Below are 14,245 nucleotides of genomic sequence, written 5' to 3'. Positions count from 1 at the left end.
TTCTCCTGGCGGGCGGTTCGGCCGGCTGGGGCGGTCGGGCGGCGGTCCCCCGCCGGCGAGGCGGGGGCGGGTCGGGCGGCGGTCCCCCGCCGGTGAGGCGGCGGGACCCGAAGGACGGGTGGAACGAGGGCGTCAGCGGGGTCCGGTGTCCTCCAGGCAGTCGCGCCAGAAGTGGCAGGCGCTGCCCCGCCCCTCCCCCGTGGCCGGACCGCCCGCGCCGGCCGGTTCCACCGCGTACAGCGGGGGCACGTCGGTGCGGCAGACGTCCTGGACCATCGGGCAGCGTGGGTGGAAGGGGCAGCCGGACGGAATGGCGGTGAGGCTGGGCGGCAGGCCCTTGATCGCGTACAGCTCGCGGCCCTTGTGGTCCAGGCGCGGGATGGAGTCCAGCAGACCCCGGGTGTACGGGTGGGCGGGCGCCTTGTACAGGTCGTGCACCGGAGCCGTCTCGACGATCCGGCCGGCGTACATGACGGCGATCTTGTCGGCGACGTCGGCGACCACGCCGAGGTCGTGGGTGATGAGGATCAGGCCCATCCGGTACTCGCGCTGCAGCTCGGCGAGCAGGTCCATGACCTGCGCCTGGACCGTCACGTCCAGCGCGGTGGTGGGCTCGTCGGCGATGATCAGCGCCGGTTCCAGGGCCAGCGCCATGGCGATCATGATGCGCTGGCGCATTCCGCCGGAGAACTGGTGCGGGTAGTCCCGCACCCGCTGGGCGGCGGCCGGGATGCGGACCCGGTCCATCAGCTCGACCGCCCTGGCGCGGGCGTCCTTCTTCGACATGCCGCGGTGGACGACGAACATCTCGCCCAGCTGGTCCCCCACGGTGAGCACGGGGTTGAGGGAGGAGAGCGCGTCCTGGAAGATCATCGCCATCTCCGCGCCGCGGATGCCCCGCCGTTCCTCCTCCTTGAGGCGCAGCAGGTCGCGTCCCTGGAAGAGGATCTCGCCGCCGGTGATCCGGCCGGGCGGCATGTCGAGGATGCCCATGATCGCCTGGGCGGTGACGGACTTGCCGGAGCCGGACTCGCCGAGCACGGCGAGCGTCTCCCCCTCCGCGACCTCGTAGCTGACCCCGTTGACCGCCTTGGCGACTCCTTCGCGGGTGGCGAACTCCACGCGCAGGTCGCGGACCTCGAGCAGCATGGCGCGGCTCACCTCAGCTTCGGGTCGAGGGCGTCGCGGACCGCGTCGCCGAGCATGATGAACGCGAGCACCGTGATCGCCAGCGCGCCGGCCGGCCAGAGCAGCATGTGCGGGGCGTTGCGGATGTACGGGGAGGCGGAGGAGATGTCGATGCCCCAGCTGACCGTGGGCGGCCTGAGGCCGACGCCGAGGAAGGACAGCGTGGCCTCCAGGGCGATGTAGGTGCCGAGCGCGATGGTGGCGACCACGATCACCGGGGCGACGGCGTTGGGCGCGATGTGCCGCAGCAGCATCCTGGGGCTGGACGCGCCGAGCGCCCGGGCCGCCTGCACGTAGTCGTGCTGCCGGGCGGTGATGACCGAGCCGCGGGCGATGCGGGAGATCTGCGGCCAGCCCAGCAGCACCATGAAGCCGATGACCGGCCAGACGGTGTTGCTGGTGACCACCGACAGGAGCACCAGGCCGCCCAGCACCACCGGGATGGCGAAGAAGACGTCGGTGAGCCGGGAGAGCAGGGCGTCCCAGACCCCGCTGAAGAACCCGGCGAGACCGCCCAGGACGCTGCCGAGGAGGGCGACGCCGAGGGTGGCGCAGACGCCGACGGTGACCGAGGTGCGGGCGCCGTACACGGTGCGGGTGTAGACGTCGCAGCCCTGGGCGTTGAAGCCGAAGGGGTGGCCTGGTTGGGAGCCCTGCTGGGCCTTGGCGAGGTCGCAGTCGAGCGGGTCGCCCGAGGTCAGCAGGCTCGGCCAGATCGCGATGACGACCAGGAAGAGGATCAGCAGCGCGGAGATCACGAAGACCGGGTTGCGGCGCAGGTCCCGCCAGGCGTCCGACCACAGGGACCGGGGCCGGTCGGCGGGCCCGGCGCCGTCGTGCTCGGGGTCCCGCTCCAGCGCCCGGCCCTCGTCGGCGGCCAGGTCCATGGAGCCGCCGAAGCCCGTCCCGGCGATGGCCCCGTCCTCGGGGCCGGCGCGGTCCTCGGAGCGTCCGCCGTCCAGTTCGCCGGGGTCGGAGTTCGGCCGGGGCTCAGGCATAGCGGATCCTCGGGTCGAGAACGGCGTACAGGAGGTCGACGATCAGGTTCGCCGCCAGGAAGACCAGCACCAGCACCGTCACGAAGCCGACCACCGTCTGGGTGTTCTGCCGGAGGATGCCCTGGTAGAGCTGGTAGCCGACCCCGTGGATGTTGAAGATCCGTTCGGTGACGATGGCGCCGCCCATGAGCGCGCCGACATCGGTGCCGATGAAGGTGACCACGGGGATCAGGGAGTTGCGCAGCAGGTGGCGGGAGACCACCCGGCGGCGCGGGAGCCCCTTGGCGACGGCGGTGCGGACGTAGTCGGAGCGGCGGTTCTCGGCGATGGAGGTCCGGGTCAGCCGGGTGACGTAGGCCAGCGACACCGAGGCCAGCACCAGGCCGGGGACGATCAGCTCGCCGAAGGTGGCGTCGGAGGAGACCGACGGGTTGATCCAGCCCCATTTCACGCCCAGCAGCAGCTGGAGCAGCAGGCCCGTGACGAAGGTGGGCACGGAGATCACGACCAGGGTGGCGACCAGCACTCCGGTGTCGACCGGCCGGCCGCGGCGCATCCCGGTGACCACGCCGAGGGCGATGCCGATGACGATCTCGAAGAGGATCGCCACCAGGGTCAGCCGGATCGTCACCGGAAAGGCGGTGGCCATCAGTTCGGTGACCTTCTGGCCGTTGAAGGCGGTGCCGAAGTCGCCGGTGAGCACGTTGCCCATGTAGGTGAGGTACTGCTTCCAGACGGGCTGGTCGAGGCCGAACTCCGCCTTGAGGCGGGCCGCCGTGGCCGGGTCGCAGGCGCGGTCGCCGCAGAGCCCGGCGATCGGGTCGCCCATGACGTTGACCATCAGGAAGATCAGCAGCGTCGCCCCCACGAACACGGGGATCATCTGGAGCAGACGCCGGATCACATAGCGTCCCATGGTGCCTCCCGGCGTTGGTGCGGTGCCGGCCTCACGGCGGCCTTCCGGGTCAGCTGACCTTGATGCGGTCGTACACCGGGACGCTGAAGGGGTTCAGGGTGACGTCGGAGAGCCGCTCCGAGTAGCCGGCGGAGCCGTTCTGGTACCAGAGCGGGATGGCGGCCATCTCGTCGCGGACCACCTCCTCGGCCTTGACGAAGGTGTCCACCGCCTTGGTGGTGTCCGACTCGGCGTTCGCCTCGTCGACCAGGTCGTCGAACTGCTGGTTGGACCACTTGCCGTCGTTGGACGAGGCGTTGGTGTAGTAGAGCGGCTGGAGGAAGTTCTGGATCAGCGGGTAGTCCATCTGCCAGCCGGCCCGGAAGGGGCCGGGCATCTTCTCCTCGCCGATCTGGTTGCGGTAGTCGGCGAAGGTGCCGACCGGGTTGGGGACGCACGCCTTCCCCTGGCCCAGGGCGCGGTTGATGCTGTTGCAGACCGCCTCGACCCAGTCCCGGTGGGAGCCGGTGTCCGCGTTGAAGGTGATCTTGACCTGGCCGCCGGGCAGGCCGCCGCCGTCCTCGATGAGCTGCTTGGCGTCCTGCGGCTTGTACTCGCAGCCCTCGCCGCACAGACCCTCGCGGAAGCCGCCGTCCTCGCCGAGGACCGGGGAGGTCCAGTCGGTCGCGGGGGTCCGGGTCTTCTGGAAGATGGTCTCGGTGATCTGCTTGCGGTCGATCGCCATGGACAGGCCCTTGCGGACCTTCTCCATGCCCGGCCTGTTCCACGCCTTGTCGTAGAAGGGGAAGGCCAGGGTCTGCAGGATGCCCGCGGGGGTGTTGATGTACCGGTCGCCGAGGTCGTTGGGCGCGTTCTTCAGCTGGCTGGCCGGGATGTCGTCGACCAGGTCGAGGTTGCCGGACATCAGGTCGTTGTAGGCGGTGGCGTTGTCCGTGTAGACCTTGAGGTCGACGCCGCCGTTCTGTGCCTTGTCCGGGCCCTTGTAGCCGTCCCAGGCGCGCAGCGACATCTGCGAGCCCTTGGCGTAGGAGTCGACCTGGTACGGGCCGTTGCCGACCGGCTTGGCGATCCAGGCGTCGTGGTCGTCGAAGAAGGCGCGCGGCAGCGGGGCGTAGGCGTTGTAGCCCAGGGTGTCCGGGAAGGTGGAGAACTTCTGGGACAGCTTGACGGTGAACGTCCGGTCGTCGACGAGCTTCAGGCCGGAGAGGGTGTCGGCGCTCTGCGAGCCGCTCTCTGGGTGGGTCTTGTCGTAGCCGTCGATGTACTGGAAGAAGTAGGCGTTCTTCTGGTTGTTCTTCAGGCTCGCGCCGTAGTTCCACGCGTCCACGAACGAACGGGCGGTGACCGCCTCGCCGTTGCTGAACTTCCAGCCGTCCTTGACCGTGATGCGGAAGTTCTGGGAGTCGGAGGTCTCGATCTTCTCGGCGAGCATGTCCTGGGCCGCGCCGGTCTTCGGGTCGTACTTCTTCAGGTTTCTGAAGATCATGTCGAGGACCTTGCCGCCCTGCACCTCGTTGGTGTTGGCCGGCTCCAGCGGGTTCTGCGGGTCGCCCCAGGAGGAGCTGAGGACCCCGCCCTCGCCCCCGCCGCCACCGCCTCCGCCGCCGCAGGCCGCGGCGAGGAGCACCACCGCGGTGGCGCCCGCCGTGGCGGCCGTGCGGGTCGCGGTGCGCGCGGTCCGGGTGGCGGTGCGCGCACCCGCCACGACGCGCGGGCGCCTCGCGTCCGCCGTGCCCCCGTCTCGTCCTCGGCGCATGGCGTGCCTCCCTCTCCCTTGTCCGGGCCCGACCGGTCCCGTGTCGGTGTCCGGCCGTCGATGACCGGTCGCCGGCGGATCGCCGGCCGGTCGCCGACCGATTCATCCGGTGAACGATGCATATCGCCGTTGACGTTCCGGTTCACCCGATGTCCACCCGTACGGGTGAGGAGGTCGCCCGGCCGGGCGAGGGAAGCCGGGCGAGGGAAGCCGGGCGAGGAAAGGCCGAAGGGCCGGCAGGGGCGTGATGCCCCTGCCGGCCCTTCGGTGCGGACGGACCGGAAGGTCAGTCCTTGTCGCTCACGGTGCTGTCGGTGCTCTCGGAGTGCGCGGCGTGCTCGGCCTCCAGCGCCTTCAGCGCCGGGTCGAGGACGACGTCCTCGCCGCGCGCCTCCGTGGTCGGGTCCTCCGGGAAGTGGCAGGCCGTGAGGTGGCCGTCGCGGTTGCCGGAGATCTGGACCAGCGGCGGCTCCTCCGTCGCGCACTTGTCCTGCGCCTTCCAGCAGCGGGTGCGGAAGCGGCAGCCGGACGGCGGGTTGACCGGGGAGGGCACGTCGCCGTACAGGCGGATGCGCTCGCGCGGCTCGCCGTCCTCGACCTCGACCTCGGGAACGGCCGAGAGCAGGGCGTGCGTGTACGGGTGACGGGGACGGTTGTAGATGTCGTCCCGGTCGCCGACCTCGACGACCTTGCCCAGGTACATCACCGCGACGCGCTGCGAGAAGTGCCGCACGATCGCCAGGTCGTGCGCGATGAAGACGAACGCGATGCCGAGCTCGTCCTGCACCTTCTTCAGCAGGTTGACGACCTGCGCCTGGATCGACACGTCGAGCGCGGAGACCGGCTCGTCGGCGACGATCAGCTTCGGGTTGACCGCCAGGGCGCGGGCGACGCCGATGCGCTGGCGCTGACCGCCGGAGAACTCGTGCGGGAAGCGGTTGTAGTGCTCCGGGTTCAGGCCGACGAGCTCCAGGAGCTCCTTGACCCGCTTGTCCCGGCCGCCGGGGGGGTTGATCCCGTTGATCTCCATCGGCGACTTGATGATCGTGCCGACGGTCTGCCGCGGGTTCAGCGACGAGTACGGGTCCTGGAAGATCATCTGGATCTCGGACCGGATCGGCGCCAGTTCCTTGCGCGACGCACGGGTGATGTCGTTGCCGCGGTAGGTGATGGTGCCCGCGGTGGGCTCCATCAGGCGGGTGATCAGCCGGCCGGTGGTCGACTTGCCGCAGCCGGACTCGCCGACGACGCCGAGGGCCTCGCCCTCGTGGACCACCAGGTCCACGTTGTCGACGGCCTGGACCGCGCCGACCTTCCGCTTGAACGGGAACCCGCCGTACACCGGGAAGTGCATGGTCAGGCCCTTGACCTCGAGCAGTGCCTTGCTCTCGGCCCCGGACACGGGGGTGGCCTCGGGCTGCTTCTGCTCTGGGGCGGTGAGGTTGTCGCTCATGTCTCGGTGCTCCCTAGCGCAGCCGGGGCTGGATCTTGTCGATGAATATGGACTGCTTCTGCTCCGCCGTCAGGTGGCAGGAGGTGTCCTCGTGCCTCTCGCCCAGCGTGGGCGAGACGGTCGTGCAGAGGTCGCCGGCGACGTGGTCCTTGAAGACGCAACGCGGGCTGAACCGGCAGCCGGTGGGCAGGTTGAGCAGCGAGGGCGGGGAACCGGGGATCGGCTCCAGCGCCACGTCGACGTCGCTGTCCAGCCGCGGCATCGAGCTCAGCAGGCCCCAGGTGTAGGGGTGGCGGGGCTCGCGGAGCACCTCGCGGACGGTGCCGCGCTCCATGGCCCGGCCGCCGTACATCACCAGGAGGTCGTCCGCCATGTTGGCGATGACGCCCAGGTCGTGGGTGATGAAGATGATCGCGGAGCCGAACTCCTGCTGGAGGTCCTTGAGCAGGTCGAGGATCTGCGCCTGCACCGTCACGTCGAGCGCGGTGGTCGGCTCGTCCGCGATCAGCAGCTCCGGGTCGCACATCAGGGCCATGGCGATCATGGCGCGCTGGCGCATACCGCCGGAGAACTGGTGCGGGTAGTCGTCGAAGCGCAGCCGGGGCTGCGGGATGCCGACCTTCTCCAGCATCTGGATGGCGCGTTCCTTCGCCTCCTTCTTGGAGGCGCCCTTGTGCTTCATGTAGGGCTCGGACAGCTGCCGGCCGACCGTGTAGTACGGCGACATGGCGGTCAGCGGGTCCTGGAAGATCATCGCCATCTTGTTGCCGCGGAGCTTCTGCAGCGCACGCTCGGAGGCGGTGAGCAGCTCCTGGCCGTCAAGGTTGATCGAACCCTCGATGGTGGTGGTGTCCGGGTTGTGCAGGCCGAGGACCGTCAGGTTGGTGACGGACTTGCCGGAGCCGGACTCACCCACGATGCCGAGGGTCTGGCCTCGCTTGACGTCGAAGGAGAGGCCGTCGACCGCCTTGACGATGCCGTCCTCGGTGGAGAAACGCACCCGCAGGTCGCGGACCGAGAGGAAGCTGTCGGAGCCGGCCGGGGCCGCCGCGTCCTCAGTCGTGGTCAGAGTGGTCACTGTGGATCGTTCCTTAGGAGAGCCGGATGCGCGGGTCGACGTAGGCGTAGGCGATGTCGCAGAGCATGTTGAACAGCAGGATGAAGAAGGCGCTGAACAGCATGACGCCCATGGTCAGCGGGAGGTCCTTGAACTGCGCGCCGTCGACCGCCAGGCGACCGATGCCGTGGAGCGAGAAGGTCAGCTCGGTGACCACGCCGCCGGAGAGCAGCGCCGAGATGTCGATGCCCAGCACCGTGATGATCGGGATGAGCGAACCGCGCCAGGCGTAGCGGAAGAACACGTACTTGCGGCTCATGCCCTTGGCACGGGCGGTGCGGACGTGTTCCTCCTGGAGCTGCTGGATGAGCTCGGAGCGGGCCATACGCGTGTACTGCGCGGTGAAGATGGTGGCCATCACCAGGATCGGGATCCACAGACCGGCAAGCCAGCCGAAGGGGTCCTCGGTGAACGGGACGTACTTGGGGTTCTCGAACCAGCTGGTGGTGTAGACGAGGGCGAGCAGGACCAGCGGGCCGAGGAAGTAGATCTGGAAGGAGCTCAGCACCATCGAGGCGCCCGAGGACACCTTGTCGATCATGCTGCCCTTCTTGTAGGCCGCGAGCATGCCGGTGCCCAGGCCGACGATCAGGAAGACGATCAGGCCGCCGACCGTCAGCGACAGCGTCGTCGGGAAGTCGTCGATGATGCGGGCCCAGACCTGGTCCCCGGTCCTGAACGAGACGCCGAGGCAAGGAGCGGGGCAGTGACCGGTCGGGAAGTCCCGGCCCATCACGATGCCTGACACGAAGTCCCAGAACTGCAGGAAGACGGGCTGGTCAAGGCCGAGGGCCGCACGGATGTCTTCGAGTCTCGCAGGCGAGCAGTCCTTGCCACACGCCAGCGAGGCATAGTCGGACGGTCCGGCGACGAAGAGGAAGAAGGTCGCCGCGCTGATCAGGAACAGGGTGACGACAGCACCGACCGAGCGCCGGATGAGGAACTTGAACATGGCGGGAAGGCTGCTCTCTGCGGAGACGGGGAAGGCGGGAATTCGCGGAACCGCGGGGATGCGCTCCGCCTGGTGCGCATCCCCGCGGTCAGTCGAAGAGCCTTACTTCTTGAGGAAGAGGCTGTTCACGTCGATGTAGCTCGCCTCGGAGCTGTAGCGAGCACCGCCGATGTTCGAGCCGAAGAGCTGGAACTGCTTGGCGTACCACAGCGGGGCGGCCGGGATGACCTCCTCGAGGATGTAGTGGTGCGCCTCCTGCCAGGTGGCCTGGGCCTCCTCCGGCTTCTGGTTCAGAGCCTTCTTGATCAGCTCCTGGACCTTCGGGTCCTTGATGTGCGAGTAGTTCGAACCACCGTCGGTGACCAGGTCACCGTCGTAGATCGGGGTGACGACCGTCGCGGCGGACGGCCAGTCCTGGCCCCAGCCCGTGATGTAGGCGTCGTACGGGTTGTCCAGCTTGCCGATCTGCTCGTAGAAGCTGGCGGCGTCGATCTCCTTGGCCACCACGTCGAAGCCGAGCGAGGTCAGGGCGTCCTCGACGGCGACCTTGCGGAGCTGGCCGGCCTCGCTGCCCGGGTACGCGTAGACGATCTTCTTGTCGGCGGCCGGAACGTCCTTCAGGAGCTCCTTGGCCTTCTTGACGTCACCCTGCGGCGTCTTCAGACGGCCGTAGGGGTCGTAGTCGGCCTCGTAGCCCGGCAGGGTCGGGGCGAACAGGTTCGGCGCCGCGTCGCCACCGTAGACGCCACCCTCGGTCGCGATGAGCGACTTGGAGTTGATGCCGACGGCGATGGCCTCACGGACCGTCTTGTTCTTGACCTTGTCCAGGTTGAAGGTCAGCTGCATCACGTAGGGCTGGTAGCCCTGGACGGTCCGCGCCTTGATCGCCTTGTCCTTGAGGACCTGCGGGATCTTCGGGCTGTCGATGTTGCCCGTGAACTGGATCGCGCTCTTGTCGTCGCCGTTGTCGGCGATCAGACGCTGGGTCTGGGTGGAGCCGGTGACGCCGATCTCGAAGTTCCAGGCATCCGGGTACGCGTTGCGCACCGCGTCGGTGGCCGGGTCCCAGTTCTCGTTGCGGACGAGCTTGAGGGACTTGCCGCTCTTGAACTCTTCGATCTTGTAAGGACCGGTGGCGACCGGGGCCTTGTCGTACTTCTCCTTGGTGTCCGTCTCCTCGGGAACCAGGGAGTAGCCGGGCATGGCCAGCGTCTGCGGCAGGTCCAGGCGCGGGGTGTCGAAGTGGAAGACGATGGTCTTGTCGTCCGGCGTCTCCAGGACCGAGTCCGGCAGGTGCTTCTTGCCGAAGCCGCCGTCCGGCAGCGCCTTGCGGTAGTCCGTGCCGCTCAGCCAGGTCTGCAGGTAGGACGGGCCGTCGAAGATGAACTTCGCGTAGGTGCGCTCGACGGTGTGGCGGACGTCGGCCGAGTCGATCGGGTTGCCGTTGGCGTCCTTCAGACCGTCCTTCAGGGTGAAGGTCCAGGTCTTGCCGTCGTCGGACATCTTGCCGGCATCGGTGGCGAGGTCACCGACGACCGACAGGTTGCCGTTGTCGTCTTCCTTGAAGTTGGTGAGACCGCGGTGGATCAGGTTCGAGAAGAGACCGGCGTCCGAGACGTAGATCTGACCCGGGTCCAGGTGGGTCAGGTCGGTCTCCATGTACGCCTTGATGGTGCCGCCCTTCTTGGCACCGTCGACCTCGGGAGCCGGGCCCTGGGAGGCGGCGGCGTCCGCGTAGACCATGGGCTTGGCCTGGTCCTTGGCGTTGTCCTGGTTCTTGGCGTCCGTCTTGGTCTTGCCGCCGTCGTTGCTGGAGCAGCCGGTCAGGGCGAGCGAGCCGGCCGCGAAGGCGACCACGATCGCGCGGCTGGTGCGCGAGTTCATGAGTCTCATTGGGTGATTACCTACCTGTCGGTTGTTTTCCTGAGTACTGCCTGACGCGGCTGGCAGCCGACGTTGGGGGCGGCAGTCACCCCCCACCTAGGACGACGTCACCGTCCAGACTTGGGGTCGAACGCGTCCCGCACCGAGTCTCCGAGGAGGTTGAAGCACAGGACGAAGATCACCAGAGCGATACCGGGGAAGAAGATGAAGGCCGGTGCCTGCTCCGTGTAGTCGGCGCCGTTCGCGAAGAGACGGCCCCAGTCCGGGGTCGGCTCGACGAAACCGACGCCCGCGAAGGAGAGGAAGGCGATGGTGAGGATGACGCTCGGCAGCGTGTAGGTGAACTGCACGAGGATCGGGGACACCACGTTCGGCAGGATCTCCTTGAAGAGGATCCGCCAGTTCGAGGCGCCCGAGACCTTGGCCGCCTCCACGAACTCCCGCTCGCGAAGGGCCAGGACGGTGGAGCGGACCAGGCGCGACATGCCCATCCAGCCGAGCACCCACAGCACGATCAGGATCGCCAGGGCCCGGAAGTAGGTCGGGGTCTCCTCCCGCGGGTCCACGAAGAACGCGGTCACCACGGGCATGAAGGCGATGAAGAACAGCTGACTGGGGAAGGCGAGCAGGAAGTCCGTGACTCGGCCGATGTAGTAGTCGGTCTTGCCGCCGACGAAGCCTCCGACCAGGCCGATGACGACACCGGTGCCGATGGTCAGGATGGTGACGCCCACGGCCATGAACAGCGAGGTCCGGATGCCGTAGACCATCATCGCGAACAGGTCACGCCCGAGCTGCGGCTCGACACCGAACCAGTGCTCGGCGGAGACGCCGCCGAAGGAGCCCAGCGGGAGACCGAACTCGTCGAGCACCGGGGTGGCGGCGTAGTCGGGGTCCTGGCCGTACAGGGTGTACGGGTCGGTGCCGCTCAGCATGGTGAGCAGCGGGGCCGCGAGGCCGATGACGAAATACGCGAGGACGATCCACGCGCAGATCACGCCGGTGCGGTCGCGCTTGAAGCGCATCCACATCAACTGACCGGGGGACCGGCCCTCCAGCGACGCTTCCGCCTCCTTGGGCTTCGCCTCGCCCTCGGCGGCGACCTTCGTCGCGCTGTCCTCGATCTCGATCGGACTTGTCACTGTTCGCCCATCTCGCGTCTGGGTGTGCCGCGTTCGGTATCCGAAGCGTGTGTGCCGGATATCGGGCCGTCGGCCGGATCATGAAGTGTCAGAGAACCCGGGTGGTGGCGGGCCGCCACGTACCTACGCGCGTAGCGCTGTTCGCGGGGACCACCGGGAGTGGGTTCAGAGCCAGTCGTCGAGCCCGCAGGCCTGGACGCGGCCGGCGGACGACCGGGCCCACAGGCTGCTTGTCACACCACCCATGGGACTCCTCCTCATGACTCCACGTGTTCACCAACAGGGGAGGGAGCACGCCACTGCCATGCCTCCACCGGAGACGGCGGCAGATGAGCGAACACCCCCCATGGCGTCGATGGTTCGTACCGCGTTCCGCAGAGGCAGCGGACTGTTCACCGAAGCGCCATGCCGCTAACTATCTGCCATGACCCCGGACCGGGACCACTGTCTATTGGTCTCGGTTCAATCACATCTCGCGCCCAAATTCCCAGACTCCAGACATTCCGACGACCACGAGAAGCCCACGAAACGGACGTGTTACATGGCTACCGGTCGAAGCGTGCCGAATACCGGACAACGCGCAAGTCAAAGAGGTTGCGTCCGAGCTGCCCCGGAAAGCCCGGAAGCCCGGGCGCCCCGACGGGGCGCCCGGGCTTCCGGGAACAGGCCGTGCGCGGCCGCGTGGCGGCCGGCGCGGTGGGTCAGGAGTGCTTGGCGCGGGAGGCCGAGCGGGCGCGGTCACGCTGGTCGAGGACGGCCTTGCGGATGCGGACGGCCTCCGGGGTCACCTCGACGCACTCGTCGTCGCGGCAGAACTCCAGGGACTGCTCCAGCGACAGCTTGCGCGGCGGCACGATCGCCTCGAACGAGTCGGCCGAGGCCGACCGCATGTTGGTGAGCTTCTTCTCCTTGGTGATGTTGACGTCCATGTCGTCGGAGCGCGAGTTCTCGCCGACGATCATGCCCTCGTACACCTCGGTGCCCGGCTCCACGAAGAGCACGCCGCGCTCCTGGAGGTTGGTCATCGCGAAGGCGGTGACGGCGCCGGAGCGGTCGGCGACCAGCGAGCCGTTGTTGCGCGTGGTCAGCGTGCCGAACCAGGGCTCGTGGCCCTCGTGGATGGAGTGGGCGATGCCGGTGCCGCGGGTCTGCGTCAGGAACTCCGTGCGGAAGCCGATCAGACCGCGGGAGGGCACGACGAACTCCAGGCGCACCCAGCCGGAGCCGTGGTTCGACATGTTGTCCATGCGGCCCTTGCGGACGCCCATGAGCTGGGTGACGGCGCCCATGTGCTCCTCGGGCACGTCGACGGTCAGGCGCTCGACGGGCTCGTGGACCTTGCCGTCGACCTCCTTGGTGACCACCTGCGGCTTGCCGACGGTCAGCTCGTAGCCCTCACGGCGCATCTGCTCGACCAGGATGGCCAGCGCCAGCTCGCCGCGGCCCTGCACCTCCCAGGCGTCGGGGCGCTCGGTGTCCAGGACGCGGAGCGAGACGTTGCCGATGAGCTCGCGGTCCAGGCGGTCCTTGACCTGGCGGGCGGTGACCTTGCGGTCCTTGACGGCCGCCTTGTTGTCGGCGCCCTTGCCGGTGGCGCCGCGGCCGACCAGCGGGGAGGTGTTGGTGCCGATGACCATGGAGATGGCCGGCTCGTCCACCTGGATCAGCGGCAGGGCGACCGGGTTCTCCGGGTCGGCCAGCGTCTCGCCGATGGTGATCTCGGGGATGCCCGCGACGGCGCAGATGTCACCGGGGCCGGCCACCTCGGCCGGCTTGCGGGTGAGCGCCTCGGTCATCATCAGCTCGCTGATGCGGACGTTCGCCACCGAGCCGTCGCGCTTCATCCAGGCGACGGTCTGGCCCTTGCGCAGCTCGCCGTTCATCACGCGCAGCAGCGCGATGCGGCCGAGGAAGTTGTCGGCGTCCAGGTTGGTGACGTGCGCCTGGAGCGGGGCCTCCTCGTCGTACGTCGGCGCCGGGATGTGCTCCAGGATGGTGGAGAAGAACGGCTCCAGGTTGGTGCTGTCCTCGGGGACCGTGCCGTCGGCGGGCTTGGTCAGCGAGGCGACGCCGTCACGGCCGCAGGCGTAGACGATCGGGAACTCGATCTGGTCCTCGTCGGCGTCCAGGTCGAGGAACAGGTCGTAGGTCTCGTTGACGACCTCGTCGATCCGGGCGTCGGGGCGGTCCGTCTTGTTGATGCACAGGATGACGGGCTTGCGCGCCATCAGCGCCTTGCGCAGCACGAAGCGGGTCTGCGGCAGCGGACCCTCGGAGGCGTCCACCAGCAGGACGACGCCGTCCACCATCGACAGACCACGCTCGACCTCGCCGCCAAAGTCGGCGTGGCCGGGGGTGTCGATGATGTTGATGGTGATGGGCTCCCCGCCGTCCTTGGGGTGGTACTTCACCGCCGTGTTCTTGGCGAGGATCGTGATGCCCTTCTCACGCTCCAGGTCGTTCGAGTCCATGACGCGGTCGTCGACGGACTCCAGCTGGTGCGCGGCGAAGGCGCCGGCCTGCTTGAGCATGGCATCGACGATGGTCGTCTTGCCGTGGTCGACGTGGGCGACGATGGCGACGTTACGGATGTCGTGGCGCGTGGCCATATTGCGACTATCTCCCGGAGTGTGAGGTGGCCGACGCACGCCTCGGTGGGTGGCGCGGGGCCTTCTGCCGGGCTGTTGCACGCCACGGCCTTACCCCATCGTACGGGGGTACGGCGGCTTTTCCCGCCCCAGGGAGAGTCTGCCCAGCTCATCGCCCATTTGTCCGCCCCGCCGAGCCGCCCGCCGGCCCGTGCGGCGCCCGTCGGCGGCCCGTGCGGCGCCCGTCGGCG

The 14,245-nt window shown here is 68.5% G+C and carries 10 protein-coding genes; all 10 read right to left on the bottom strand.

Annotated features, from left to right (window positions below; translation table 11 throughout):
- Positions 1 to 132: 132 nt before the first annotated feature.
- On the bottom strand, positions 133 to 1,149 hold the full coding sequence (locus ABT026_RS14995) for an ABC transporter ATP-binding protein (RefSeq protein WP_351114778.1): 1,017 nt from the start codon (positions 1,147 to 1,149) through the stop codon (positions 133 to 135).
- A gap of 8 nt (positions 1,150 to 1,157) precedes the next feature.
- The gene (locus ABT026_RS14990; protein WP_502967977.1) at positions 1,158 to 2,186 is read right to left on the bottom strand and encodes an ABC transporter permease; all 1,029 of its coding nucleotides are present in this window, start codon (positions 2,184 to 2,186) and stop codon (positions 1,158 to 1,160) included.
- Positions 2,179 to 3,102 carry an ABC transporter permease gene (locus ABT026_RS14985; RefSeq protein ID WP_351114776.1) on the bottom strand — a complete coding sequence of 308 codons (924 nt, stop codon included), beginning with the start codon at positions 3,100 to 3,102 and terminating at the stop codon, positions 2,179 to 2,181. The genes ABT026_RS14990 and ABT026_RS14985 overlap by 8 nt, the downstream gene beginning before the upstream one ends.
- Before the next feature lie 49 nt (positions 3,103 to 3,151).
- Positions 3,152 to 4,858, bottom strand: coding sequence for a peptide ABC transporter substrate-binding protein (locus tag ABT026_RS14980; RefSeq protein WP_351114775.1), 1,707 nt, complete (start codon positions 4,856 to 4,858; stop codon positions 3,152 to 3,154).
- Between the two features lie 286 nt (positions 4,859 to 5,144).
- On the bottom strand, positions 5,145 to 6,311 hold the full coding sequence (locus ABT026_RS14975) for an ABC transporter ATP-binding protein (protein ID WP_351114774.1): 1,167 nt from the start codon (positions 6,309 to 6,311) through the stop codon (positions 5,145 to 5,147).
- 13 nt (positions 6,312 to 6,324) lie between these two features.
- Positions 6,325 to 7,389: an ABC transporter ATP-binding protein gene (locus ABT026_RS14970; protein WP_351114773.1), complete on the bottom strand. Its 1,065-nt coding sequence runs from the start codon at positions 7,387 to 7,389 to the stop codon at positions 6,325 to 6,327.
- Between the two features lie 13 nt (positions 7,390 to 7,402).
- Positions 7,403 to 8,380 carry an ABC transporter permease gene (locus ABT026_RS14965; protein ID WP_351114772.1) on the bottom strand — a complete coding sequence of 326 codons (978 nt, stop codon included), beginning with the start codon at positions 8,378 to 8,380 and terminating at the stop codon, positions 7,403 to 7,405.
- A gap of 102 nt (positions 8,381 to 8,482) precedes the next feature.
- Positions 8,483 to 10,273 (bottom strand): ABC transporter substrate-binding protein, encoded by a 1,791-nt coding sequence (locus ABT026_RS14960; protein WP_351114770.1) that lies wholly within the window; start codon positions 10,271 to 10,273, stop codon positions 8,483 to 8,485.
- Positions 10,274 to 10,371: 98 nt separating this feature from the next.
- Positions 10,372 to 11,406, bottom strand: coding sequence for an ABC transporter permease (locus tag ABT026_RS14955; RefSeq protein ID WP_351114769.1), 1,035 nt, complete (start codon positions 11,404 to 11,406; stop codon positions 10,372 to 10,374).
- Between the two features lie 701 nt (positions 11,407 to 12,107).
- A complete protein-coding gene (typA, locus tag ABT026_RS14950) occupies positions 12,108 to 14,015 on the bottom strand; it encodes a translational GTPase TypA (RefSeq protein WP_351114766.1) in 1,908 nt (635 codons plus the stop codon).
- Positions 14,016 to 14,245 lie beyond the last annotated feature (230 nt).

This window comes from Streptomyces sp. NPDC002734 (genome assembly GCF_040295685.1).
Classification (GTDB): Bacteria; Actinomycetota; Actinomycetes; order Streptomycetales; family Streptomycetaceae; genus Streptomyces.
The sequence above is the reverse complement of the archived record's forward strand: the minus strand, read 5'-3'. Positions and strand labels throughout refer to the sequence as shown.